General features: G+C 61.1%; 20 protein-coding genes. 8 read left to right on the top strand and 12 right to left on the bottom strand.

Features of this window, described 5'->3' with window-relative positions; genetic code table 11:
• Nucleotides 1-7: 7 nt before the first annotated feature.
• The 6 genes from TSA66_RS18760 to hemC all read right to left on the bottom strand — a co-directional run bounded on the left by TSA66_RS18760 (nt 8) and on the right by hemC (nt 6,706).
• Nucleotides 8-1,651 (bottom strand): HDOD domain-containing protein, encoded by a 1,644-nt coding sequence (locus TSA66_RS18760; protein WP_232429493.1) that lies wholly within the window; start codon nt 1,649-1,651, stop codon nt 8-10.
• A gap of 197 nt (nt 1,652-1,848) precedes the next feature.
• Nucleotides 1,849-2,388, bottom strand: a complete 540-nt coding sequence (ppa, locus tag TSA66_RS18755) for an inorganic diphosphatase (RefSeq protein ID WP_040041073.1) — start codon at nt 2,386-2,388, stop codon at nt 1,849-1,851.
• A gap of 142 nt (nt 2,389-2,530) precedes the next feature.
• Nucleotides 2,531-3,727, bottom strand: a complete 1,197-nt coding sequence (locus TSA66_RS18750) for a heme biosynthesis protein HemY (RefSeq protein WP_040041072.1) — start codon at nt 3,725-3,727, stop codon at nt 2,531-2,533.
• A complete protein-coding gene (locus tag TSA66_RS18745; RefSeq protein ID WP_040041071.1) occupies nt 3,727-4,869 on the bottom strand; it encodes a uroporphyrinogen-III C-methyltransferase in 1,143 nt (380 codons plus the stop codon). Before TSA66_RS18745 ends, TSA66_RS18750 begins: the two co-directional genes overlap by 1 nt.
• Nucleotides 4,866-5,648, bottom strand: a complete 783-nt coding sequence (locus tag TSA66_RS18740; RefSeq protein WP_040041070.1) for a uroporphyrinogen-III synthase — start codon at nt 5,646-5,648, stop codon at nt 4,866-4,868. Before TSA66_RS18740 ends, TSA66_RS18745 begins: the two co-directional genes overlap by 4 nt.
• Nucleotides 5,649-5,761: 113 nt before the next feature.
• Complete coding sequence (gene hemC / locus TSA66_RS18735; protein ID WP_040041069.1) at nt 5,762-6,706, bottom strand: hydroxymethylbilane synthase; 945 nt, start codon at nt 6,704-6,706, stop codon at nt 5,762-5,764.
• 106 nt (nt 6,707-6,812) lie between these two features.
• Between hemC and ppc the strand changes: the two genes are divergently transcribed.
• A complete protein-coding gene (ppc, locus tag TSA66_RS18730) occupies nt 6,813-9,671 on the top strand; it encodes a phosphoenolpyruvate carboxylase (protein WP_040041068.1) in 2,859 nt (952 codons plus the stop codon).
• Nucleotides 9,672-9,716: 45 nt separating this feature from the next.
• Here ppc and TSA66_RS18725 read toward each other — a convergent pair whose 3' ends face one another.
• Both TSA66_RS18725 and TSA66_RS18720 read right to left on the bottom strand, forming a co-directional pair.
• On the bottom strand, nt 9,717-10,511 hold the full coding sequence (locus TSA66_RS18725) for a LytR/AlgR family response regulator transcription factor (protein ID WP_040041067.1): 795 nt from the start codon (nt 10,509-10,511) through the stop codon (nt 9,717-9,719).
• Nucleotides 10,508-11,572, bottom strand: a complete 1,065-nt coding sequence (locus tag TSA66_RS18720) for a sensor histidine kinase (RefSeq protein WP_084199725.1) — start codon at nt 11,570-11,572, stop codon at nt 10,508-10,510. Before TSA66_RS18720 ends, TSA66_RS18725 begins: the two co-directional genes overlap by 4 nt.
• 48 nt (nt 11,573-11,620) lie before the next feature.
• On the opposite strand from TSA66_RS18720, the gene argH reads away from it, so the two are divergent.
• The 3 genes from argH (at nt 11,621) to TSA66_RS18705 (ending at nt 15,672) form a co-directional block, all read left to right on the top strand.
• Nucleotides 11,621-13,015, top strand: a complete 1,395-nt coding sequence (argH, locus tag TSA66_RS18715; RefSeq protein ID WP_040041066.1) for an argininosuccinate lyase — start codon at nt 11,621-11,623, stop codon at nt 13,013-13,015.
• Nucleotides 13,016-13,383: 368 nt separating this feature from the next.
• Complete coding sequence (locus TSA66_RS18710; protein WP_040041065.1) at nt 13,384-13,968, top strand: TRAP transporter small permease subunit; 585 nt, start codon at nt 13,384-13,386, stop codon at nt 13,966-13,968.
• A gap of 18 nt (nt 13,969-13,986) precedes the next feature.
• Nucleotides 13,987-15,672 (top strand): TRAP transporter large permease, encoded by a 1,686-nt coding sequence (locus tag TSA66_RS18705; RefSeq protein ID WP_040041064.1) that lies wholly within the window; start codon nt 13,987-13,989, stop codon nt 15,670-15,672.
• A gap of 226 nt (nt 15,673-15,898) precedes the next feature.
• Here the strand turns inward: TSA66_RS18705 and TSA66_RS18700 are convergent, their stop codons facing one another.
• The gene (locus tag TSA66_RS18700; RefSeq protein WP_040041063.1) at nt 15,899-16,978 is read right to left on the bottom strand and encodes a TRAP transporter substrate-binding protein; all 1,080 of its coding nucleotides are present in this window, start codon (nt 16,976-16,978) and stop codon (nt 15,899-15,901) included.
• Nucleotides 16,979-17,182: 204 nt separating this feature from the next.
• On the bottom strand, nt 17,183-18,265 hold the full coding sequence (locus TSA66_RS18695) for a TRAP transporter substrate-binding protein (protein WP_040041062.1): 1,083 nt from the start codon (nt 18,263-18,265) through the stop codon (nt 17,183-17,185).
• Nucleotides 18,266-18,676: 411 nt separating this feature from the next.
• Between TSA66_RS18695 and TSA66_RS18690 the strand changes: the two genes are divergently transcribed.
• Complete coding sequence (locus TSA66_RS18690) at nt 18,677-20,014, top strand: dicarboxylate/amino acid:cation symporter (RefSeq protein WP_040041061.1); 1,338 nt, start codon at nt 18,677-18,679, stop codon at nt 20,012-20,014.
• A 168-nt stretch (nt 20,015-20,182) separates the two neighbouring features.
• Here TSA66_RS18690 and pmbA read toward each other — a convergent pair whose 3' ends face one another.
• Nucleotides 20,183-21,547 (bottom strand): metalloprotease PmbA, encoded by a 1,365-nt coding sequence (pmbA, locus tag TSA66_RS18685; RefSeq protein ID WP_040041060.1) that lies wholly within the window; start codon nt 21,545-21,547, stop codon nt 20,183-20,185.
• An 85-nt stretch (nt 21,548-21,632) separates the two neighbouring features.
• On the opposite strand from pmbA, the gene yjgA reads away from it, so the two are divergent.
• The 3 genes from yjgA to TSA66_RS18670 are packed head-to-tail and all read left to right on the top strand — an operon-like array spanning nt 21,633 to nt 23,531.
• Nucleotides 21,633-22,220, top strand: a complete 588-nt coding sequence (gene yjgA, locus TSA66_RS18680; RefSeq protein WP_040041059.1) for a ribosome biogenesis factor YjgA — start codon at nt 21,633-21,635, stop codon at nt 22,218-22,220.
• Nucleotides 22,198-22,815, top strand: coding sequence for a molybdopterin adenylyltransferase (mog, locus tag TSA66_RS18675; RefSeq protein WP_040042756.1), 618 nt, complete (start codon nt 22,198-22,200; stop codon nt 22,813-22,815). The genes yjgA and mog overlap by 23 nt, the downstream gene beginning before the upstream one ends.
• A 38-nt stretch (nt 22,816-22,853) precedes the next feature.
• Nucleotides 22,854-23,531 (top strand): alpha/beta hydrolase, encoded by a 678-nt coding sequence (locus tag TSA66_RS18670; RefSeq protein ID WP_040041058.1) that lies wholly within the window; start codon nt 22,854-22,856, stop codon nt 23,529-23,531.
• 39 nt (nt 23,532-23,570) lie between these two features.
• Here the strand turns inward: TSA66_RS18670 and TSA66_RS18665 are convergent, their stop codons facing one another.
• A complete protein-coding gene (locus tag TSA66_RS18665; protein ID WP_052452675.1) occupies nt 23,571-24,578 on the bottom strand; it encodes a GlxA family transcriptional regulator in 1,008 nt (335 codons plus the stop codon).
• Nucleotides 24,579-24,655: the final 77 nt, after the last annotated feature.

Genomic DNA, 24,655 nt, shown 5'->3' with positions numbered 1-24,655 from the left:
ATTTGACCTAAAGTGAATTCAGCGCCGTCAGCACCTGCCCCTTCAACGTCTTGATTAATGCCGTTTCATCGGCCGGCACGCCTTCGGGCGCTGGTTGTGCGCGGTCCGCATAGAACAGGCCAAGCTGCTTTTTCTGGACCACCAACGGCAGCACGATAAAGCTGCGTGCGTCCGGCAACAGTTCACGATGCCAAGTTGGAAGCAGGCTGCGTATCTTGGGAGTGGTTGCATCCGAAATCATCAGGTCGGCGTTATTTTCCATAGCCAGCTTGAAGAGATCGTTACCGTTAGCAAATTGAAAGACGAAACCCGCCTCGCGCGCCGCATAATTTTCGCCAACCGTAATGCGCGCCCTGAACCGGTTCGCCGGCTTATCCATCAGGCATACCGTGGCAAACCGGAATCCCATGCTGGTACATAAGGTCTCCAGCACCAGCAGCATCAAATCGTTGACCTTGCAGTTGCCGGACGCCATCATCTGAGTGACGTCCAGCACCCCATCCAGCAGCAAATCGCGCGCATTGAGCGGCTTTCCGCTTGGATGGCATGCGCCCACCTGCGCCGGTTCGCTGTCCTCGACCAAGTCCAGCAGCAGCTCATTGAGCAACCCGGCCTGTTCCGGAGCTTTCGCCACAGCAGCCGGGCTCTCGCGCGCCACTGCCGCACTGCGCTCGGCACATGGCGCCGCCATTTCGCCAGCCGCATCAAAGTACTGGGCCAGCTCGCTATCCCTGGCCAGCACGCACGACTCTTCCGAGACGCTGGCGAACATGCGCTCCAGCTTGTCGTGGTCGAGATTTAGCGCCGTCCCAAAGCGCATCAGCAACGCATTGCGGGCGTCCGCCTGGGCAGGGTCGCTCATTCCCGGGATCAGCTTGGCGGCATTCAGGCTGAAAGTCGCAACCTGCTGCATCCATTCCAGGCGCCCTTTCGCGGGTTTCAATACCCCGGACGGCAACGCTGCCAGCGCATGCACGATCGATTCGGGGATATTCCAGCTGCGCAGCACGGATTCGGCCAGCAGATCGAAGCTGCAGCCCAATACCTCCTTCGAGGCTTGGGCTGGCGTATGCGTGCCGCTTTCCACCAGCCTGGCGACTTTCTGATACAGCTGATGGTCATGCGCCGCCACCAGCAGGCGGCCGATATTCTTGAACAGTGCGGCAATTGCTGCTTCCTCCGCATCCTTGTGCTGGCTGCGGCGCGCCATCTCGCGGCCCACCATACTGGCGGTAAGCGCAAGCAGCAGTTCGTTGCGCACGCTTTGCGCATGCGTTTTGGCCAGCCGGTCCACTAGCAGCATCGCCAGCGCGGCAGTTTTAACGGTTTCGAGGCCAAGCAGGAAGATCGCCTTCGAAACCGTCGTCACCTGCCTGCCGGATGCGGTGCGATAACTGACTGTATTAGCAATGCGCAGGATTTTTTGCGTCAGCGCGACATCCGACAAGATGAAATGCGCCAGATTGCTGACCGCTTCGTCGTCCGATGAAGCCATTTGCACCACGCGGGCCACGGAACTGCCGAGCGCGGGCAAATCGGCCGCCGCGTTAATTTTTTGCAGCAAGCGATCGCGCACATTGGCTGTACTCTGGACACCGCCGCCCCCTGTCCCCGCCTCGGCTTCCGCCGCCCTCAGTTTTTTCAGTTCCACTGCGCACCTCATTATTGCCGTACGGCAATTTTTATGAATGATGACGCATCCGGGTTGAATTGTCGATGCAAACCACGCGTTCGGAATACGCACTATCGCTTCATGGCAACACTATTGCGCATGCATTACCTGACAGAAGGCCGGACGAAAAAAAAGCGCACCTTCCGGTGCGCCTTTCGTATATCCACCTTCGGCAATTACTTGCTGTGTTCCTTGTTGTAGGCTTCTGCACCAGCCATGATTTCGGCTTTCGCCTCGTCCGGGCCTTCCCAGCCGTCGACCTTGACCCACTTACCTTTTTCGAGGTCCTTGTAGTGCTCGAAGAAGTGCTGGATCTGCTGCAGGCGCAGATCGTTCATGTCTTGCGGCTTTTGCCAATGGGTGTAGATCGGCAGAACCTTGTCCACCGGAACCGCCAGTACTTTGGCATCGCCGCCAGCCTCGTCGGTCATCTTCAGCACGCCGATCGGACGGCAACGCACGACAACGCCCGGGATCAGCGGGAACGGCGTCACGACCAGCACGTCGACCGGGTCGCCGTCGGCGGAAATGGTCTGAGGAATGTAGCCGTAGTTGCACGGATAGTGCATCGCGGTGCCCATGAAACGGTCGACGAAGATCGCGCCAGTGTCCTTGTCCACTTCATACTTGATCGGGTCGGCGTTCATCGGGATTTCGATGATCACATTGAAATCGTTCGGCAAGTCGCGTCCGGCGGGAACGTTATTCAAGCTCATGTTGCTCTCTCATCTGATGAAAATTTAGAAACCCGCAGATTATAGCGGCTTTCATTCTGGCTTTGTGCGTCGCAACAGCGCGCGACGCGCACTGCCGGCTGACACGCAACACTGTCAGGCGCGCGTCAGCGACAAGTGATAGCTACAGGATGGTGGCCAATGCGCACTGGCGGTAATGTGCCGCCGCTTCGTCTGGCTGCTTCAGCGCTTCGTGCAGTTGCGCCAGCTTCAGATGCGCTTCGCGCACCGTCGACGTGTCGGATGCATCCGACAGCGCCTGCTCAAGATGGCGCTGCGCCTTGCCCCACAACTTCTGACGCAGGCAGAGCACACCGAGGGTCAGTGCCAGCTCGGGGTCCGATGGACGCGAACGCGCCCATTGCTCGCAGCGTTCGATCTGGGCCAGCAGGGCGGGCGATCCTTCGGCCGCAGCGGAATTGCCGTACGCGCGCACCAGGCGCTCGTCCCATTCGACCTCCAGCGCCTTTTCCACGACGATGCGCGCCTCGTCGTGGAGCCCGCAGGCGTTGAATGCCCCGGCGGCACGTACTGCCACAAACGGTCGCACGCGGTCTTCGGCAGGCACACCTGCCCATACGCGGCGGATCGCTTCGGTGTCATGCACGCCGCTCGACAGCAGCGCCTCATAGGCCAGCTCGCGCAGACGGTGCGACAACGCGGGATGCAAGGCCTTGCGCTTGTCGAGCAGACGCACCAGACGCAGCACCTCAACCCAGTTTTTGGAACGCTGATTGGCTTTGAGCGCCAGACGCAGCGCGTGGATATGGCGCATGCCGCTGGCATTCAGTTCCACGATCGCTTCCAGTGCACTCTCGGGCTGCTGGCCATCGACCGCCAGTTCGATAGTGGTCATCAGGCGAGCGGTTTTCAGCGCCGGGTCCTCCTGCACCTTGGACAACCAGACGTCGCGCCGTTCCGGCTGGCCCATGCGGTGCGCCGCGCGCGCCGCGATCAGGGCCGACAGGCCAGCATTGTCCGGATGCTCGGCAGCGCGGATCGCCGCCTTTTCCGCATGGCCGAAGCGGCCTTCGAACAAGGCTTTGAGCGCCTCGCGCATGGCGCGGTTGCCTTCGCGCTCGCGCTTGTCGCGGCGGTAGGCCGCCACGCGCTGCGGCATCTGCTGCGTGCTGCGAATGGCATTCAGGACCGAGTACACGACGACAAACAGCAGCGCGGCCAGCGCGATGAAGAGATTGAGCGACAGATCGATCCGGTACGGCGGGTAGAAAAACACCACGTTACCGGGATTGAATTGCGCTCCCACCGCAAGGCCGATGGCGGCGGCAAACAGGATCACGAGCGATAACAGGATACGCATTATGGCTTCGCCTTGTAATTGCGTACCGCATTCAGGCTGTCGGCCAGCGTCGGCATGTCGATCGACAGATTACTCGACTGGACCTGGCGCAGCAGGGCCAGCGCAGTCTGCGTCTGCTTGGCGCGGGTATCGAAGTACCTGGAAATGGCATCCTGCGCGGCGATGAGGTCGCTGCGGAACATGGCTTCATTGCGGGTCAACAGCGCCATGCGTGCATTCAGCAAGCGCAGCTTCACATTTTCGCGCGCGTAATAGGCCTGGGTCGGCGACAGCAGCAGCGCATCGGGCGTTTCTACGTTGCGCACGCGGACCATCTGCTTGATCTCCGTCCAGACTTCATTGGTCCAGCTGTTCCACTTGTCTTCCAGGTCACTGAACCAGTCGGCCGCGGAATTGCCCGTGGCTACCGGCGCCTTCGCGGCGGCGGCGCCCTTTGACACGCGGCGCGAGGTCTTCGGTTGCGTGGCCGGCAATGCCGGCTTTTCATCGGACAGCAAGGGCATGCTGTCGATCTGCCCGATCACGCTGTCCAGCCGCAGTGCAATGCCGGGAAGATCGACGTTCGGCAACAACTTGAGGCGCTCCATATCCCTGGCGAGGGCGCGGCGGATGACGATGAACTGCGGCTTGTCCGAGCGTGACAGCCGGTTATCGGCGTTTTGCAGCGCGATCAACGCGCCCTGCACATTGCCAGCCAGTTGCAACTGCTGGCTGGCAGTCGACAGCACCTGTTCGATTTCCGCCAGCGCCCAGTCGTCGCGATTCTTCGACAGCTCCTGGTACATCTGCTCCAGCGCCAGTTGCTGCCCCTGCGCTTCGACCTGCTTGCCTTCAAGTACATTGACCTTGGCTTGCATGTCTCGCATGCTGTCCTGCATCGACTTCACCAGCACCTTGGTTTCGGCATTGATCGACTCGCCGGTTTTCAGGCGCTGCGCCATTTCCTCGCGCAAGCTGCTGATCTCGTGGTTCGACGCCCACCATTGCGCTACGAGCAAGAAGCCAAGCACGCCCAGCGCCGCATAGACAGGCCGGTTCAACTGATGATGCCGGGAACCAGCCTCATTTTGCGAAGGCAACTGGGGCGCGGGGCTTGCGCCACCGGCCGGATTGGGATTGTTGGAGGATGGCAATTCGTTCATGCTCGAAATTGTAACGCGGCAAGCAGCGGTTCGTCGCCTGACGCTGTCTGGGTAATATGGGTGAAACCAAGGGAACGCGCGGTTTCCGCAATGCGCATGTGGGGGATGATCAGATGTTGCTGTTGCAATTTAGCCACGCCAGTTGCGGCCGCGGCTTCCCGCACCATCTCCACGAGGATGCGTAACGCTTCGGAACTGGTAATGACCCAGTCGCCTTGCGCATCCAGCAGGGTGAGCAGTCGAGCGCGCCCAGCAACGTCGAGCACAGGTGCGCGGCGCCGGTAGGCGGGCAGCGGCGTGACGTCGACGCCCTGTGCACGCAGGGCATCGGCAAGCAATTCTCGTCCACTTTCGCCGCGCACGATCAATACCCGCTTGCCGCGCAGCGCATCCATATCGAGCACATCCAGCAGCGTCTGCGAATCGGTGCGCTCCACGTCCTTCGGGCTGAAGATGGTCGCATTCCCATCGGTCACACCATAGGCGGCAAGCGCCTGGCGGCTGCCCTCGCCGACGACGGCAATTGCGACCTCGCGCGGCCACGACGGCAAGATGGCGAAGGCGGCGTTGATCGCGTTCGGGCTGACGAAGGCGACCATCGCATAGCGGCGCAAGTCATGCAATTGCGCGCGCAGCTGCGCCTGGTCAGGCAAGGGCTCGATATCGAGCAGCGGGAATACGACGGCATGTCGTCCCATGTCCCGAACGCGTTGTGCCAGGGGCGTCGCCTGTGCCAGCGGACGCGTGATGATAACGGGATGAGCGGTTTGATCTGTCATCGTGCAACCATGCAATGGCGCGGCAGGCGCGCCGGAATAACAGCCACGCCAAGTGGAAAAGGGGCGTGTGCGCAATCGAATGGCGGCAGACGCGCCGCCATTCGGTCTTCGCATCAGGCATCCACTGCCTTGCAAGCCGCGAGAATGTCGTCGGCGCCCTGCGCCTGCAGCGCCTGCGCAATTTGATTGCCCAGGGCTTCTGGCGCGTTGGCCGATCCGGACGCCTCTGCCGCGGCAATGCGCTTGCCATCGGGCGTGGCAACCATCGCGCGCAGTTGCATCGCACCGCCGTTGACTGTCGCAAACGCCGCCAGCGGAATCTGGCAGCTGCCGCCGAACACGCGCGACACCGTGCGCTCTGCGCTGACGGCTTGCGCCGTCGCCTCATGGTTGAGCGGCGCGAGCAACTGCACCAGGTCGTCGCGGCCGTCGAGGATTTCGATCGCCATCGCGCCCTGCCCCGGTGCCGGCAGGCTTTGCTCAGGCTCGATCAGGCCGCGGATGCGTTGCGACAGGCCGAGCCGCTTCAGGCCGGCGGCTGCCAGGATGATCGCCGCATATTCGCCGCGGTCGAGCTTACCGAGCCGCGTATCGAGGTTGCCGCGCAGCGGCTTGATCACCAGTTTCGGGAAGCGTGCTGCGATGAGCGCCTGGCGGCGCAGACTGCTGGTGCCAACCACGGCGCCGTCGGGCAGTTCATCGAGCGAGGCATACTGGTTCGATACGAAGGCGTCACGCGGATCCGCGCGCTCCAGCACGGCCGCCAGCGCAAAACCCTCCGGCAGCACCATCGGCACATCCTTGAGCGAATGCACGGCCAAGTCGGCGCGGCGCTCGGACATCGCGACTTCAAGCTCCTTGACAAACAACCCTTTGCCGCCGACCTTGGACAAGGCGCGGTCGAGGATCTGGTCGCCCTGCGTGGTCATGCCAAGAATCTCGATGCTGCACTGCGGATATAATTCAGACAGTCTTGCGCGGACGTGCTCCGCTTGCCACATCGCCAGACGGCTTTCACGCGATGCAATCACTAACCTGGATGGAGGAGATACTTTCACAGCGGGCTCTTTCGAATCATTGATGCCGATCGCATCGAAACGCCGATTTTATCATGCGCAACCGTGGCCAAAAGTCACTCTCCCTAGCTGATTGCAATCATTTAACATGGCAAAACAACCGAACACGCCGGCCGGCGCCAACAAGGCGACGGCCGATAAAGACGCTCCCTTAAAAGAAGATATCCGCCTGCTGGGCCGCCTGCTCGGCAATGTACTGCGCGAGCAGGAAGGCGACGCCGTGTTCCAGGTGGTCGAGACAATACGCCAGACGGCGGTGCGCTTTCGGCGCGAATCCGATGCCCAATCGGGCGCCGAGTTGAACAAGTTGCTGAAGAAGCTGACGCGCGACCAGACCATCTCGGTCGTGCGCGCATTCTCGTATTTCTCGCACCTGGCCAACATCGCGGAAGACCAGCATCACAACCGTCGCCGCCGCGCGCACCTGCTGGCCGGCTCGGCGCCGCAGCAGGGCAGCATTGCCTACGCCCTGTCCAAGCTGGACGATGCCGGCGTGCCCGGCTCCGCCGTGCGCAACTTCTTCAAGGAAGCGCTGATTTCCCCGGTGCTGACCGCGCATCCGACCGAAGTGCAGCGCAAGAGTACGCTCGACGCGGAACGCGAAATCGCGCGCCTGCTGGCTGAGCGAGACCATCCGCTGACACCCAGGGAGATGGCGCAAAACACCCAGCTGCTGCATGCCTGCGTGGCAACACTATGGCAAACGCGCATGCTGCGCTACACCAAGCTCACGGTCGCTGACGAAATCGAAAACGCGCTGTCGTACTACCGCATTACCTTCCTGCGCGAACTGCCGACCCTGTACGCGGACATCGAGCAGGAGATCGCAGCGCACTTCCCGCAACGGCATGCATCCGTCGAGCTCGACCTTCCGCCCTTTGTGCAGATGGGAAGCTGGATCGGCGGCGACCGCGACGGCAACCCCAACGTCAACGCCGGCACGATGCAGCATGCGCTGGTGCGGCAGTCCACGGCAATCTTCGATTTTTATCTGGAAGAAGTGCATGCCCTCGGCGCCGAGCTGTCGATTTCCACATTGCTGGTGGGAGTCAGCCCGGAACTGGAAGCCCTTGCCGACGCGTCGCCCGACCATTCCGCGCACCGCATGGACGAACCCTACCGGCGCGCACTGATCGGCCTGTACGCCCGGCTGGCCGCCACGGCCCGCGCCTTGGGGGCTGCGCATGTGCTGCGTCAGGAAGTCGGCCCGGCCGCGCCCTATGCGAGTGCCGACGACTTCACGCGCGACTTGCAGGTGCTGGTCGATTCGCTCAAATCGCACCACGGTGCGGCGCTGATCAGGCCGCGCCTGGGAACGCTCAAGCGCGCCTCGGAAATCTTTGGCTTTCATCTTGCCACGCTCGACATGCGGCAGAGTTCGGACGTGCATGAGCGGGTGCTGTCCGAACTGTTCGCGCGCGCCAAGGTCGAACAAGACTATGCCGCGCTGCCGGAGGAGCGCAAGGTCGAACTGCTGCTGGACGAATTAAACAAGCCGCGCCTGCTGCACTCGCCCTATCTGCCCTATTCGTCCGAAACCGATTCCGAGCTGGCGATCCTGCGCGCCGCGCGCGACATCCGCCACCGTTACGGCGAGCGCGCGATCCGCAACTACATCATTTCGCATACCGAGACCGTCTCCGACCTGCTGGAAGTGCTGCTGCTGCAAAAAGAAACCGGCTTGCTGCATATCGAATGGAACGACACGTCCGCCCAGGTGACGGAGGCGCAGCTGGAACTGATGGTGATCCCTCTGTTCGAAACCATTCCCGACCTGCGCTGCGCGGCCGAAATCATGGAAGCGTTCATGGCCCTGCCCCAGGTGCGCCACTTGATCGCCAAGCAAGGCGATCTGCAGGAAGTCATGCTGGGCTACTCGGACTCCAACAAGGATGGCGGCTTCCTCACCTCCAATTGGGAACTGTACAAGGCGGAGACGCGCCTGGTCGAACTGTTCGACCGCGCCGGCGTCAAGCTGCGCCTGTTCCATGGACGCGGCGGCACGGTCGGGCGCGGCGGCGGGCCGAGCTACGATGCGATCCTGGCGCAACCGGCCGGCACCGTGAACGGCCAGATTCGCCTGACCGAGCAGGGCGAAATCATCGCATCGAAATTCTCCAACCCGGAAATCGGCCACCGCAACCTGGAGTTGCTGGTAGCCGCCACGCTCGAAGCCAGCCTCATGCCGCACGCGGAAGAAGGCAGGCAAGCCAAAAAACTGGCTGGATTCGAGCGCGCCATGGAGGAATTGTCGGAGCGCGCGTATCGCGGCTACCGCGACCTGGTGTATGAGACGCCGGGCTTCACCGATTACTTCTTTGCATCGACGCCGATTGCCGAAATCGCCGAACTCAATATCGGATCGCGCCCGGCGTCGCGCAAATCGACGCGCCGCATCGAAGATTTGCGCGCGATTCCGTGGGGCTTCTCCTGGGGCCAATGCCGCCTGCTGCTACCGGGCTGGTACGGCTTCGGCAGCGCGGTTTCATCCTGGCTGCTGGAAGGAGACGCGGCAGAACACAAAAAGCGGCTGGCGCTCCTGCGGGCGATGTACAAGGAATGGCCATTCTTCGCCACGCTACTGTCGAACATGGACATGGTGCTGTCAAAGACGGATCTGGCGGTGGCATCGCGCTATGCGGAGCTGGTCGCCGACAGGAAGCTGCGCAACAGCATATTCAAACGCATTCTCGCGGAACACCATCGCACCGCCGAGTGCCTGGCGCTGATCACCGGCGCGAAGGAAAGGCTGGCAAACAACCCGTTGCTGGCGCGCTCGATCAAGAACCGTTTCGCCTATCTCGATCCGTTGAACCACCTGCAGGTCGAACTGATCAAACGGCACCGTGCGGCGTCGGCGGAAGGCCGCAAGCTCGACGAACGGGTACGGCGCGGCATTCACCTATCGATCAACGGCATCGCGGCGGGGCTGCGCAATACGGGATAAGAAGGCACCGGTGCAGAAGGCGCGCAGCGCACAGCGCGCTGCAGTTCAGCGCACCAGCGCCTTTACCACCGGCCACTGCCGGCGCGAGATCGGCAAGCGCTCGTCGACATCGCGCAGAATCACCTGCCACTGCTCCGACGCCTTGTCGGCATCGCCTTCGGCGTCGACCGGGTGCGCGCCACGCTCGACGCCGACGATGGCATGGCGTGCGACCAGTGCATTTCGGTGCACGCGCACGAACGTCGCGCCCATTTCATCCTCGATCGAGGTCAGCGACTCCTCGATCAGGTATTCCTGCATCCTGGTGCGCACGGTCACGTACTTGAGTTCGGCCTTGAGGTAAATGACGTCGTTCACCGGTACCAGCAGCACGCGGCCGCGCTCCTGCACGGAGAAATGCTGGCGCTTTGATGGCATGGCCGAGGCAGCCGCATCGATGGCGTCGCGCTGCTGGGCAGCCGGCCCACGCAGCGCGGCAGCCCGTCGGATCGCGTCAGCCAGGCGCGCGGCTCGCACCGGCTTAAGCAGGTAGTCGAGTGCATGCACCTCGAATGCCTTGAGCGCGTATTCATCGTATGCGGTGACGAAGATGATGGCCGGCGCCGGTGCGCAGGATCGCGACAGATGCGACGCCAGCTCGATGCCGTTCATGCCCGGCATTTGCACGTCCAACAGGACAATATCCGGCCTGCATTGCGCAATGGCGTCGAGCGCCTGTTGCGCGCCGCCGGCTTCGCCGACCAGTTCATGCGGACACTCCGGGTCGATATCGGCCAACAAGGTCTTCAACCGCGCGCGCGCCGGCGCTTCGTCATCCACGATGAACAGGCGCGGTGTCATACGGGGCCCGTCGTGTAAGGGAAACGCAGGCGCACTTCAAAAAAACCGTTTGCCATATGCGTGATCAACTGTGCCTCCACGTCGTACAACAATTCAAGGCGTTCTCGGATATTACTCAATGCCATGTGGTTGCCCGCCGGTGCCGAGGCGCCCTCCTGATACGGATTGAGGACGACGATCTGGATACGGTCGATCGAGCGGCTCACCTGGACCTGGATGGGTACCGGCGTTGCAGCCGGCTCGACGCCGTAATGCACTGCGTTTTCGAGCAGCGGTTGCAGCAACAATACCGGCACCTGCGCGCGCCGCAATACGTCGGCGCCGACATTATCCAACTCCCATTGCACCTGCAGGCGCTCGCCCAACCGGATCTGCTCGATCGACAGATATTGCCTGCATAGCCTGATCTCTTCCTCCAGCGTCGTCATGCTGCGTGGATCGCTCATCAGGACGCGAAACAGATCGGCCAGGTCTTCCAGTGCCGTCTCGGCGCGCCGCGGTTCGCTGCGGATCAGCGACAACACTGCGTTCAGGCTGTTAAACAGGAAGTGCGGCCGTATGCGCGCCTGCAAGGCTTGCAGGCGCGCCTCGACCAGCGCCGGCGAATAGGCGCGCGTGCGCAACTCGAAATAGTGCTGAAACAACAATCCGAGCAAGGCGGCCGCAACAGCGCCCTTCTGCGGCGTGAGGTAGGAAAAGGAGCCCGAAAACCACACGAAGGAAGCCAGGAAGCGAATCACGACTGCGGTCGCCGCGGCCGGCACCAGGGCGCAGAAGATGCGCTGCCCCGTCGTCGACACCGCCCCCATACCGCCGACGCGCATCAGCACGCGCCGCAACACGCACAAAGCAAACAGCGACCACAGGCACGACAATTCCACCACCATCGACGCTTCGACGAATTCCTGCAGGCCCTGCATCAGGCCGTCGGCCCGCAGCAGAATGCCGACCAGGACGACGGCATTGACCGCCAGTAGCGAGCGATACACGACGCCGATATTGCAACAGTCCGGCATGACGACCTCGGTCGGTGTGCTGGCGGATGTGGTGGATAGCGGCATAGGCAGTAACGCTTGTTTTATAATCATATATTCACTGAGAGCACAATTATGACAGCACAACTTTCCAAAAAAAGCGAGGCTTGGTCTGCCCGCTTTTCCGAACCAGTCTCCGATCTGGTCAAGCGTTACACCGCATCTGTATTTTTTGACAAGCGCCTGGCCGAGGCCGACATCCAGGGATCGCTCGCACATGCCGAAATGCTGGCGCACCAGGGCATCATCAGCGCCCAGGACCACGCCGACATTCAGCGCGGCATGGCACAGATCAAGGCCGAAATCGCCGACGGCAAGTTCGAATGGCTGCTCGACCTGGAAGACGTGCACCTGAACATCGAGAAACGCCTGACCGAACTGGTGGGCGATGCCGGCAAGCGCCTGCATACCGGTCGCTCGCGCAACGACCAGGTTGCCACCGATATCCGCCTGTACATGCGCGGCGCCATCGACGACATCGGCGGCCTGCTGCGCGAACTGCGCGTCGCCCTCCTCGACCTAGCGGAACAGCATGCCGCCACCATCCTGCCGGGCTTCACCCACATGCAGGTGGCGCAGCCGATCACCTTCGGCCATCACATGCTGGCCTATGTCGAGATGTTTGGACGCGACGCCGAGCGTATGGCCGACTGCCGCAAGCGTGTCAACCGACTGCCGCTCGGATCGGCCGCGCTGGCCGGCACCACCTTCCCGATCGACCGTGCGCGGGTAGCCAAAACACTCGGATTCGACGACGTTTGCCGTAACTCGCTGGACGCGGTATCCGACCGTGACTTCGCCATCGAATTCTGCGCCGCCGCCGCCCTGGTGATGACGCATATCTCGCGCATGTCGGAAGAGCTCGTGATCTGGATGAGCCCGCGCGTGGGTTTCATCGATATTGCCGACCGCTTCTGCACCGGCTCGTCGATCATGCCGCAAAAGAAAAATCCGGACGTGCCGGAACTGGCGCGCGGCAAGACGGGCCGTGTCAACGGCCACCTGATAGGCCTCCTGACCCTGATGAAGGGACAGCCGCTGGCATACAACAAGGACAACCAGGAAGACAAGGAGCCGCTGTTCGACACCGTCGACACGGTGGTCGACACGCTGCGCATCTTTGCCGACATGGCGCGCGGCATCACCGTCAAGCCGGACGCCATGCGTGCGGCGGCGCTGCAAGGCTACGCGACCGCCACCGATCTGGCCGATTACCTGGTCAAGAAGGGCCTGCCCTTCCGTGACGCGCACGAAGCGGTGGCACATGCAGTGCGCGCCTGCGAAGGTCGCGGCTGCGATCTCACCGACTTGTCACTGGACGAATTGCGCGCATTCTCGACACTGATCGAAGCCGATGTCTTCAACGTGCTCACGCTGGAAGGCTCGGTAGCGGCACGCAATCACATCGGCGGCACCGCGCCGGAACAGGTGCGCGCAGCCATCGCGCACGTGCGCGCGCAGCTCGGCTGATACTTCCAGCCTCGATTCAACCGCAGGGCGGATGCGCGCAACGCCATCCGCCCCACGCATCACCGTCACCCATCCCGATCATTCGCCGAGCCTCTGCCGCATCGCGCAAAACCCGCCGCCAATTCTCATCTTCCACCGCAGCGCAATGCGTACTTCTACGTAATTCGCACCGCAAAATACGCGTTTTTCTATTCGCTTTCGCACCGCAGCATGAAAAGAATATTGAACATGTATTTGAACTGTTCGCTTGACAGATGAAATGACATATACTGCCCCGGACCATAAACTCGCTGCCCCCAAAGCGGCGAGGACTGCATATAAAAATCACGCAGCCTGGTTCAAGGAATTTTTATTTATGGAGACAAACCATGTCTTTTCTACTCTCGCTATCGAGGCTCATTGACAAAATCAATGAAAAAATCGGACTCGGCGTCAGCTGGGCTCTCCTACTCGCGGTACTGATCTGCGCCGGCAACGCACTCGTGCGCTATACCCTGAACACCAGCTCGAACGCCTGGCTTGAAATTCAGTGGTATCTGTTCGCGGCGATCTTCCTGCTTGCGAGTTCCTATACCCTGCGCCGCAACGAGCATGTGCGCATCGACGTCATCGCCGGGCGCATGTCCAAGCGTACCCAGGTCTGGATCGACCTGTTCGGCTTCCTGGTATTCCTGCTGCCGATGACGCTGATCATCCTGTACTACGCCGTTCCGTATGCGCTGCTGTCGATCCAGAACCAGGAAGTGTCGAGCAATGCCGGCGGCCTGATCGTGTGGCCGGCGAAGGCGCTGATCCCGATCGGATTCCTCCAGCTGACCTTGCAGGGCATTTCCGAACTGATCAAGCGCATCGGTTTCCTGATGGGCCGTGTCGATGCGAGCGAGTTCGAAAAGCATGCCAGCACCCCCGAAGAAGAAATCGAGGCGATCAAAGCCGCAAACAAACTCAACTGATCGTCCGGAGACTAAGCTATGGAGCAATTTCTGATCACAAACATGGCGCCGGTAATGTTCGGCGCCCTGGTCGTCTTCCTGCTATCGGGCTTCCCTGTAGCATTCGCGCTCGCCGCCAACGGCCTGTTCTTCGGCTTCCTTGGCATCGAGTTTGGACTGCTGAAGCCCGAACTGCTGCAAGCCCTGCCGAACCGCCTGTTCGGCATCATGGCGAACGACACGCTGCTGGCGATCCCGTTCTTCACGTTCATGGGCCTGATCCTGGAACGTTCGGGCATGGCGGAAGACCTGCTCGACACCATCGGCCAGCTGTTCGGCCCGATCCGCGGCGGCGTTGCCTACGCGGTCATTTTCGTCGGCGCCCTGCTGGCGGCAACCACCGGCGTGGTGGCCGCATCGGTGATCTCGATGGGCCTGATTTCGCTGCCCGTGATGCTGCGCTACGGCTATGACAAGAAACTGGCCTCGGGCGTGATTGCCGCTTCCGGCACGCTGGCGCAGATCATCCCGCCCTCGCTGGTGCTGATCGTGATGGCCGACCAGCTCGGCCGCTCCGTCGGCGACATGTACAAGGCGGCGTTCGTCCCCGGTTTGTTGCTGACCGCGCTGTATGCCGGCTATGTGCTCGCGCTGTCGATCTTCAAGCCGGCAACCGTGCCGGCCCTGCCGCCGGAAGCGCGCAACCTGCGCGAGCCGAACGGCAGGAGCGGTGTCGTGTCGCTGCTGGCGTTGCTGGTGCTGGCGGTCGGTGCTTCGTTCGCATTCGCTTCGTACTACGGATCGACCCATCCTAACGCACCGGGGGACGAAGTCGGCATTTATTCTGCCGCAATCGGCATCGTCGGTGCGTTCGTGCTGGCCGTGATCAACCGCAAGCTGAAGATCGGCCTGCTGTCGCGCATGGCGGAAAAAGTGGTGTTCGTGCTGATCCCGCCGCTGGCGCTGATCTTCCTGGTGCTCGGCACGATCTTCGTCGGTATCGCAACCCCGACCGAAGGCGGCGGCATGGGGGCGCTTGGCGCGCTGATCCTGGCGGTGATGAATCGCCGCTTGTCGATGGATCTGCTCAAGCAGGCGATGAACTCGACCACGCGCCTGTCCTGCTTCGTGGTGTTCATCCTGATTGGCTCGTCCGTGTTCTCGCTGGTGTTCCGCGGCGTGAACGGCGACCTGTGGGTGGAACACTTGCTGACCTCGCTGCCGGGTGGAACTGGCGGCTTCCTGATCGTGGTGAACCTGCTGTTCTTCGGCCTGGCGTTCTTCCTGGACTTCTTCGAGTTGGCCTTCATCCTGGTGCCGCTGGTGGGCCCGGTGGCAGACAAGATGGGGATCGACCTGATCTGGTTCGGTGTGTTGCTGGGCGTGAATATGCAAACCTCGTTCATGCATCCGCCGTTCGGCTTCGCACTGTTCTACCTGCGTTCGGTGGCGCCGAAGGAAGTCAAGACATCCGACATTTACTGGGGTGCCGTACCGTTCGTGCTGATCCAGGTGATCATGGTGGTGCTGATCATCGCCTTCCCGAGCGTCGTGTCGATCGAAAAGAAAACCGACATGAAGGAAAAGATCGAACTGAAGATCGACGTCCCGAGCGGCCAGGGTTACGGTGAAGGCGCGCCGCAGCTCGACTTCTCGACGCCGGGCAGCCAGCAGAGCGACGAGGCTCCGCAGCTGAATTTCTCGACCGAAGAAGACAAGAAATAAGCCTTCCCGCCTCTATCAACCCCGCCTGGTTCGCCACGCGGGGTTTTTTATTGCCTTGTGAAGCGATGAAAAGTCGCCGGGGTTCGGCTGCCACGGGCGGAAGCGGAGATGGGACAAGCGGCGCGTTGTGGCGAAGTGGAACGTGACAACGCTACTTGAAAGAGGTGGGGGAAATAAAAAAACCCGCGCCGCCTGAGCGACGCGGGTTGCAGTAACGTGTGACCGATTACTTATGCGTAATCATGAAGTTCTGCATCGGGGCTTCGGCCACCGAGAACCACTGGTTCGCATCATGACGGAAACGCTTCCACGGTTCGTAGATCTTCTTGAACTTCGCATTCTTGCTGGCTTCTTCTTCATTGACTTCATTGGCCGCCTTGTAGCAGGCTTCCATGATTTCCTTTGAGAAGGAGTGCAGCTTCACACCATTCTTTAGCAAGCGGGCCAGCGCAGCCGGATTCTTCGCATCGTATTCGGCTTGCATGTAGACGTGCGCCTCATAGCTTGCCACCTCGATGGCAGCCTGGTATTCCTTGGGCAGCTTTTCCCATTCCTTGATGCCGACATAGAACGAGAACTGCGTGCTCGGTTCCCACCAGCCCGGAGCATAGTAGTGCGGCGCGACCTTGAACAGGCCAAGGCGCTCGTCGTCGACCGGGGCGATCCATTCGGCCGCGTCGATCGTGCCCTTTTCCAGCGCCGGGTAAATGTCGCCGGCCGCAATCTGCTGCGGCACCAGGCCGAGCTTCTGCAACACGCGGCCGCCGTAGCCGCCGATACGCATCTTCAGGCCCTGCAAATCTTTCAGGCTATGGATCTCTTTGCGGAACCAGCCGCCCATCTGTGCGCCGCTATTGCCGCCGATGAAGTTGATGATGCCGTAGTCCTTGTAAAACTCGCGCATGAGCTGCTTGCCGCCGCCCTGCTCGTACCATGCCGTCTGCTGGCGCGAATTCATGCCGAACGGCACCGCGCAGTCGAATGCGAAAGTCGGATCCTTGCCGAAAAAGTAATACGGCGCGGTGTGGCCCATCTCGATGGTGCCGGCCTGAACCGCATCCATCACCTGCAGCGCCGGCACGATTTCGCCGCCGGCAAACACGCGGATATTGAACTTACCGCCAGTCAGCTGCGCCACGCGCTTGCTGAATACTTCGGCGGCGCCGAATACGGTTTCCAGCGTCTTCGGAAAGCTCGATGCCAGACGCCAGTTGAGCGTCGGCTGCGACTGCGCCAATGCGGGAGCTGCCAAAGCGCCTGCCGACGCACCTGCTGCTGCCTTCTTTAGAAATGAACGACGTTCCATTTTGTCTCCTTGAATTGAACATCAAAACCATACGATTCCGGACTTGCACATAGCAACACGGTCAAGTGTTGCGATGGATTGTATGGAGCCTCCTGCAACCTGCGAATTATCTCGGTCTCGTGGCCGGATACTTAGATGAAAAGGTGCGTTTCCGGCCGGTGCTGCTGAAAATCATTCAGCCGCCCGGCCGGCGCATCTATTTCATTACTTGCTGTGTGTAGTCATGAAATTTTGCATCGGCGCTTCAGCCACCGAGAACCACTGGTTCTCGTCGCGCTGGAAGCGCTTGTAATGGTCGTAGATCTTCTTGAACTTGGCGTTCTTGGCAGCCTCTTCGTCCATGGTCGTCATCGCTGCCTTGTAGCAGGCTTCCATGATCTCCTTGGAGAAGAAGCGCAGCTTGGCGCCGTTCTTGATCAGGCGCGCCAGCGCTGGGGGGTTCTTGGCGTCGTATTCGGCCTGCATGTAGACGTGCGACTCGTAGCTCGCTGCCTCGATGGCGGCCTGGTATTCCTTGGGCAGCTTTTCCCATTCTTTCATGCCGACGTAGAACGACAGCTGCGCGCCGGCTTCCCACCAGCCCGGAGCATAGTAGTACGGCGCGACCTTGTAGAAGCCGAGCTTTTCATCGTCGTACGGCGTGGTCCATTCCACCGCATCCAGTGCGCCCTTTTCCAGGGCCGGATAGATGTCGGCGCCGGCCAGCTGCTGCGGCACCAGTCCCAGCGGCTGCAGCACCTTGCCTGCAAACGCGGAAATGCGCATCTTCAAGCCCTGCAAGTCCTTCACCGTCTTGATTTCCTTGCGGAACCAGCCGCCCATCTGCGTACCGGTATTCCCGCCGAGGAAATTGATGATGCCGTAATCCTTGTAGAACTCGCGCAGCAATGCCTTGCCGCCGCCCTGTTCGAACCAGGCCGTCTGCTGGCGCGACGTCATGCCGAACGGGATCGCGCAATCGAATGCGAAGGTCGCATCCTTGCCGAAGTAGTAGTAAGGCGCGGTATGTCCCATTTCCACGGTGCCGTTCTGAACCGCGTCGACCACCTGCAGCGGCGGGACGATTTCACCGCCGGCGAACACGCGGATGTTCAGCTTACCGCCGGTCAGCTGCGACACACGCTTGGTGAATACTTCGGCAGTTCCGTAGAGCGTATCGAGCGACTTGGGGAAGCTCGAGGCAAGACGCCAGTTGAACGTCGGATGGGATTGCGCCAGCGCGGGTGCGGCGACGGCACCGACGGATGCTCCAACTGCGGCTTTTTTTAGAAAGGAACGGCGCTCCATTATTTTGTCTCCTTTTTTAGTGCGGCATGAAAGTTGTCTGGGACCACCACATAAGAATGACTGGCCTATGTAGCAACCCAACGATTCTAGGCGTCCACTTGCGAGTACGGCAATACAAAACCTGCGGCACGGTAAAACTGCGTAGGTAGTATCACGTAGGACAGGTTGCAATATAAATCATGGATGAGGCTTGATGCGAGTATTTATCTGGAATAAATGGAAAAATCAATATGGCAAATCAATCATTCCCAGCCCATTTCCCGCAGTTCCGTGTGGATGTCCACAATTGCTGCCCCTACTGGCCGCAAGGACAATGCCGATCCTATAAGCCGGCTCCCCTGTTAGCAGCCCGTTGCAACGGACTGACGAGCAGCGGCGGCGCGACGGATGCTTACAATCACGGAGAATTACATGGGAAACAAACCAATCTACAAGTCGCTGTATGTCCAGGTACTAACTGCCATTGTCATCGGCGTGCTGCTTGGGCACTTCCAGCCCAGCCTCGGCGCCGACATGAAGCCGCTGGGCGACGGTTTCATCAAGCTGATCAAGATGATCATCGCGCCGATCATCTTCTGCACCGTTGTGATTGGCATCGCCGGCATGGAAGACATGAAAAAGGTCGGCAAGACCGGCGGCCTGGCGCTGATCTATTTTGAAGTCGTCAGCACGATCGCGCTGATCGTCGGCCTGGTCATCGTCAACGTGATCCAGCCCGGCTCCGGCATGCATATCGATCCGCATTCGCTCGACACCAAGGCCATTGCTGCATTTACCGGCCCTGGCAAGATGCAGAGCACGACCGAATTCCTGATGAATATCATCCCGACCAGCGTAGTGGATGCGTTCGCCAAGGGCGACATCCTGCAAGTGCTGCTGTTCTCGGTGCTGTTTGGTTTTGCGCTGCACAAATTCGGCGGCCGCGGCACGCTGGTGTTCGACTTTGTCGAGAAAACATCGCATGTCCTGTTCGGCATCGTCGGCATCATCATGAAGGCCGCTCCGATCGGCGCATTTGGCGCCATGGCCTTCACCATCGGCAAATACGGTGTCGGCAGCCTGCTCTCCCTCGGCAAGCTGATGGGCACGTTCTACCTGACCTGCCTGGTCTTCATCTTTGTCGTGCTGGGCACCATCTCGATGCTGCATGGCTTTTCCATCTGGAAGTTCATCAAGTACATCAAGGAAGAACTGTTCATCGTTCTGGGCACGTCCTCGTCCGAGTCGGTGCTGCCACGCATGATGTCGAAGCTGGAAAACCTCGGCGTGAAGAAATCGGTAGTCGGCCTCGTCATTCCGACCGGTTACTCGTTCAACCTTGACGGCACTTCGATCTACCTGACGATGGCGGCAGTCTTTATCGCGCAAGCTACCGACACACCGATGACACTGATGCAGCAACTGACCCTGCTCGCGGTGCTATTGCTGACTTCCAAGGGCGCAGCCGGTATTACCGGCAGCGGCTTCATCGTGCTGGCAGCCACCCTGTCAGCCGTGGGTGGCGTACCGGTCGCCGGCCTGGCACTGATCCTTGGCATCGACCGCTTCATGTCGGAAGCGCGCGCGCTGACCAACCTGGTCGGCAACGGCGTGGCAACCATCGTGGTCGGCAAATGGACCGGAGACCTCGATGCTGCAAAATTGCAGCAGCAGTTGAACAATGGCGCGGATGGGGAGCCCGGCCAAGTGGCGCCGAAGCTCAAGCCGGTGGACGTGCATGCGCAGGCAAATGTGAAGAAGGCCGCCTGAAGCCAGATGGCGAAAGCAGCCGTTGCGCGGTGACGGCAATAGCTGCTTCACTGCGTGATCTTACAGCCCGCACGTTTGCGGGCTGTTTCATTTTCCGGCGCCATCGGCCGCATGATGGGAAATACGCATGGAGCGGCAGGGTGCATTGCGCACCCTGCCGGGCCGGCATCAGTTACCGGCGACTGTCATGCTTTCGATAAGGATGGAACCGACTTCCTTAGTGCCGCGAATCAGCGTGTCGGCGCCGACGGCAACGATCTGCTGGAACATATCCTTCATGTTGCCGGCAATTGTAATTTCTTCTACCGGATACTGGATCACGCCATTCTCCACCCAGTAACCCGACGCGCCGCGCGAATAGTCACCGGTCACGTAGTTCACGCCCTGCCCCATCAACTCTGTCACCAGCAGGCCCGTGCCGAGCTTTTTCAGCATCGCGGCGAAGTCATCTTCCGGCGTGGTCAACAGCGAAGTGAGCGCCAGGTTGTGCGAACCGCCGGCGTTGCCGGTCGTTTGCATGCCAAGCTTACGCGCGGAATAGGTGGACAGGAAGTATCCTTGCACCACGCCGTCCTTCACCACATCGCGCCGGCGGGTCTTCACGCCTTCCTCGTCGAACGGCGAAGAACCGACTGCGCCGATGACGTGCGGATCTTCCAGCACCTGGATATGAGACGGGAAAACTTGCTTGCCGATCGAGTCGAGCAGGAAGCTCGACTTGCGGTACAGCGCGCCACCCGACACCGCCTGCACGAAAGCGCCGAGCAGGCCGGCCGCCAGCGGCGCCTCGAACAGCACCGGGCACTTGCGCGTATCGAGTTTGCGGGCATTCAGGCGCGCCAGCGCGCGCTCGGCGGCATAGCGGCCGACGTCTTCCGGCTTGGCCAGCTTGGCCGGATCGCGCGTGGACGAGTACCAGTCGTCGCGCTGCATGTTGCTGCCCCTGCCTGCAATCGGCGCCACCGAAATCGTGTGGCGCGAATACGGATAGCCGCCCATGAAGCCGCGCGAATTGGCCGACACAAAGTGCGACTGCTGCGCGTAGACGCTTGCGCCTTCGCTGTTGGTGATGCGCTTGTCCACGGCGAAGGCTGCCGCTTCGCAACGCTTGGCGATCTCGACCGCTTCCTCTGTAGAAATAAGCCACGGGTAGCACAACTTGAGGTCGAGCGGATGCATTTCCAGCGTCTCGGCATCCGGCAGGCCGGCGCAGTCGTCTTCCGCAGTAAAGCGCGCAATGTCATATGCCGCCTCGACCGTGTCCTTCAGCGACTGCTGGGAAAAATCGGACGTGCTGGCGTTACCGCGGCGGATGTGGCGCCCTTCGCCCAAGTAGACGGTCACGCCGATGCCCTTGTCCTTGTTTTGCTCGATGGTTTCGATCTGCCCCTTGCGCACCGTTACCGACAGGCCATTGCCTTCGCTGATCTCCACCGACGCATCAGACGCTCCCTTTTCCTTGGCGAAACGCAGCACATCCTGTGCGAGCTGCTGCAACTGGGCTTGGCTATGGGTAAATACGGGATTGCTCATGAGCTTGTTTTTCTAGGAAGTCGATTAAAACAGTTATCATAGCAGTCGTTTACAGAATGGCTTTGCTCCTTGCTCAAATAGAATCATGGTGAATCCCAATCGCGGTGCTGTCGGTTTTCGTTCCGACGAGTTTGAACAGCAATACGACCGCCCCTCCAAATCGCAGCTCAAGCGCGAAATGACCGCCCTGCAAAAGCTCGGCGAAGAACTGGTGTCGCAACCGAAGGACCGCGTGATGCGCGTGCCGATGCCGGAAGACGTGCGCGAGGTCATCCTCGAATGCCAGAAGATCAAGGACCACGAAGGCCGGCGCCGCCAGATGCAGTATGTCGGCAAGAAGATGCGCAGCCTCGAAGAGGACGAAGTCGCCGCAATCCAGAAGGTGCTCGATAGCTGGAAAGGCGCGTCCAAGTCGGAAACCGCCGCCATGCACGCGCTGGAACGCCAGCGCGAAAAGCTGCTGGCCGACGACAAGGCGCTGACCGCCCTGCTGGCGCAGCACCCGGAAGCCGATGCCCAGCAGCTGCGCGCCCTGATCCGCAATGCCCGCAAGGAGCAGGCGGAGAACAAGCCGCCCAAGGCCTACCGCGAGATTTTCCAGATTCTGAAGTCCTTGCAATCGCCGTCTTCTTCCCCCGATCAGGATGATCATGACGAAGCTGAAGAGGAATAATCCGGATGAGTTGCTGATCGGCCTGGTGTCGATCTCGGACCGAGCATCGTCCGGCGTGTATGAAGACCAGGGCATTCCAGCGCTGCGCGACTGGTTTGGCGCAGCATTGGCCAGCCCCTGGCAGATGGAAACGCGCCTGATCCCGGACGAACGCGCGCAAATCGAAAGGACGCTGATCGAGCTGGTCGACGACGCCGGCTGCGACCTCGTTCTCACTACCGGCGGCACCGGCCCGGCGCGGCGCGACGTCACACCGGAAGCGACGCTGGCGATAGCCACCAAGGAAATGCCGGGATTCGGCGAGCAGATGCGCCAGATCAGCCTGAAGTTCGTGCCAACCGCGATCCTGTCGCGCCAGGTGGCGGTGATCCGCGAAACCGCCGGTCACGCCGCGCTGATCATGAATCTGCCCGGCCAGCCGAAATCGATCAGGGAGACGCTGGAGGGATTGAAGGATGCCGACGGCAAGCAAGTCGTTCCCGGCATCTTCGCGGCCGTCCCCTACTGCATCGACCTGATCGGCGGGCCGTATGTCGAAACCAACGACGCGGTATGCAAGGCCTTCCGCCCGAAATCGGCAATGCGCCCAAAGTAACCTGATTACCGAACAAACGCCCCGCCCCGATCCGCATCATGACGAAGAATAGCCTGCCGCTCGAAGCCATCGAGATCGAAACCGCCCCCAACCCGACCGTCGCCGTCATCTGGCTGCACGGCCTGGGCGCCGATGGCAACGATTTCGTGCCGATCGTGCGCGAACTCGATCTGTCCGGCTGCCCGCCGATCCGCTTCGTCTTCCCGCATGCGCCGGTAATGCCGGTCACCATCAACGCCGGTTACATGATGCGCGCGTGGTATGACATCCTCGGCGTCGATCTCAGCCAGCGCGAGGACGAACCGGGCCTGCGCAAGTCGCAGGCGCTGGTCGAGCAGCTGATCGCGCAGGAAAAGTCGCGCGGCATTCCCGCCAGCCGCATCATCCTCGCCGGCTTTTCCCAAGGCTGCGCAATGACGCTGCACACCGGCCTGCGGCATCCGGAAAAACTGGCTGGCCTGCTATGCCTGTCGGGCTACCTGCCGATACATGCGACCGTCCCGGACGAGCGCCACAGCGCCAATCGCGACACGCCGATCTTCTTCGCGCATGGCATCGATGACCCGATCGTCCGGATCGACCTGGCGAGGAAGTCGCGCGACATGTTGAAGGCGCTCGGCCACCAGGTCGAATGGCATGAATACCTGATGCCGCATTCGGTCTGCGAGGAAGAGATCGACGACATCGGCGCGTGGCTCAAGCGCGTGCTGGCATGACAAGCCGCACAGCCCGCCTCCAAAATCCTTGAAAAAGAGTCACTCGGTTTCGCACCGAAACTGCTTGCGGTACAGCGACGGCGAGATATTGAATGCCGCCCGAAAGTGCTGGCGCAGCGACAGCGCCGAACCAAAACCGGCTTCCTGGGCAATGAACTCGATCGGCCGGCTTCCCGTTTCCAGCATGCGCTGCGCATGCGCCAGGCGCTGATTCAATAGCCACTGCAAGACCGTCGTCCCGGTGGCCTGGCGAAAATGCCGCGTGAAGCTGCGGCGGCTCATGGAGGCACGCTGCGCCAGCGAATCGATACTGTGCGGCTGATCGAGATGACGCGCCGCCCAGGACAGCACCTTGCCGAGGCGGTCGTCGGCATGCGATGCCGGCAGCGGCTGCTCGATGAACTGCGCCTGCCCGCCCTGCCGGTGCGGTGCGATCACCAGGCGGCGCGCCACCCGGCTGGCGGCTTCCACACCGCACAATTGCCGCAGCAGGTGCAGACAGCAATCCAGCCCGGCGGCCACGCCGGCCGAGGTCAATACATCCCCCTCGTCGACATAAAGCACGTCCCGGTCGACACGTACCTGCGGAAAGCGGTCCGCCAGCGCCTGTGCCCAGTTCCAGTGCGTCGTCGCCGCCTTCCCGTCCAGCAGTGCCGCTTCGGCGAGCACAAAGGCGCCAAGACACAAACCGACGATACGCGCCCCTCTCTGATGCGCACTGCGCAATGCGTCGAGCAAGGACGGCGGCGCCGGCGTGCCATCGCCATGCCACGAAGGCACGATCACGATATCGGCGCCATGCAGCGCCTCCAGCCTGTTTGATGTGAAAATCTCGAAGCCGGCGGAAGTGCGCAGCGGCCCGTCCTCGGCCGCACATACCGATACCTTGAAGTCGGGGATACCAAGATCACGGCGGTTTTCCCCGAACACCAGGCACGGCACCGAGAGGTGAAACGGGCTGATGCCGTCGAAGGCCACGACAGCAATCTCCAGCCCCTGGGGATTCGGGCGCGCGGTTCGGCGGGCATGTGCGGTACGAGGCTTCATCATGGCCCGATTATATCGCCTGTTGACCTTCAGGCCACTTTTTGCCCGTCAGAGCAAAACCGACAATGCTGTTCACC

Origin of the sequence: Noviherbaspirillum autotrophicum (assembly GCF_000818395.1) — a bacterium.
GTDB lineage: Bacteria > Pseudomonadota > Gammaproteobacteria > Burkholderiales > Burkholderiaceae_D > Noviherbaspirillum > Noviherbaspirillum autotrophicum.
This window is presented reverse-complemented; position numbering and strand designations above follow the sequence as displayed.

Bases quoted from the DNA above. Each gene is read 5' to 3' on its own strand.
- TSA66_RS18665 (WP_052452675.1), bottom strand. From the start codon at position 24,578: ATGAAGCCTCGTACCGCACATGCCCGCCGAACCGCGCGCCCGAATCCC.
- TSA66_RS18705 (WP_040041064.1), top strand. From the start codon at position 13,987: ATGGAGCAATTTCTGATCACAAACATGGCGCCGGTAATGTTCGGCGCC.
- yjgA (WP_040041059.1), top strand. From the start codon at position 21,633: ATGGTGAATCCCAATCGCGGTGCTGTCGGTTTTCGTTCCGACGAGTTT.
- TSA66_RS18740 (WP_040041070.1), bottom strand. From the start codon at position 5,648: ATGACAGATCAAACCGCTCATCCCGTTATCATCACGCGTCCGCTGGCA.
- mog (WP_040042756.1), top strand. From the start codon at position 22,198: ATGACGAAGCTGAAGAGGAATAATCCGGATGAGTTGCTGATCGGCCTG.
- TSA66_RS18670 (WP_040041058.1), top strand. From the start codon at position 22,854: ATGACGAAGAATAGCCTGCCGCTCGAAGCCATCGAGATCGAAACCGCC.
- ppc (WP_040041068.1), top strand. From the start codon at position 6,813: ATGGCAAAACAACCGAACACGCCGGCCGGCGCCAACAAGGCGACGGCC.
- TSA66_RS18700 (WP_040041063.1), bottom strand. From the start codon at position 16,978: ATGGAACGTCGTTCATTTCTAAAGAAGGCAGCAGCAGGTGCGTCGGCA.
- TSA66_RS18695 (WP_040041062.1), bottom strand. From the start codon at position 18,265: ATGGAGCGCCGTTCCTTTCTAAAAAAAGCCGCAGTTGGAGCATCCGTC.
- TSA66_RS18710 (WP_040041065.1), top strand. From the start codon at position 13,384: ATGTCTTTTCTACTCTCGCTATCGAGGCTCATTGACAAAATCAATGAA.
- TSA66_RS18750 (WP_040041072.1), bottom strand. From the start codon at position 3,727: ATGCGTATCCTGTTATCGCTCGTGATCCTGTTTGCCGCCGCCATCGGC.
- TSA66_RS18690 (WP_040041061.1), top strand. From the start codon at position 18,677: ATGGGAAACAAACCAATCTACAAGTCGCTGTATGTCCAGGTACTAACT.
- argH (WP_040041066.1), top strand. From the start codon at position 11,621: ATGACAGCACAACTTTCCAAAAAAAGCGAGGCTTGGTCTGCCCGCTTT.
- TSA66_RS18745 (WP_040041071.1), bottom strand. From the start codon at position 4,869: ATGAACGAATTGCCATCCTCCAACAATCCCAATCCGGCCGGTGGCGCA.
- ppa (WP_040041073.1), bottom strand. From the start codon at position 2,388: ATGAGCTTGAATAACGTTCCCGCCGGACGCGACTTGCCGAACGATTTC.
- TSA66_RS18720 (WP_084199725.1), bottom strand. From the start codon at position 11,572: ATGCCGCTATCCACCACATCCGCCAGCACACCGACCGAGGTCGTCATG.
- TSA66_RS18725 (WP_040041067.1), bottom strand. From the start codon at position 10,511: ATGACACCGCGCCTGTTCATCGTGGATGACGAAGCGCCGGCGCGCGCG.
- pmbA (WP_040041060.1), bottom strand. From the start codon at position 21,547: ATGAGCAATCCCGTATTTACCCATAGCCAAGCCCAGTTGCAGCAGCTC.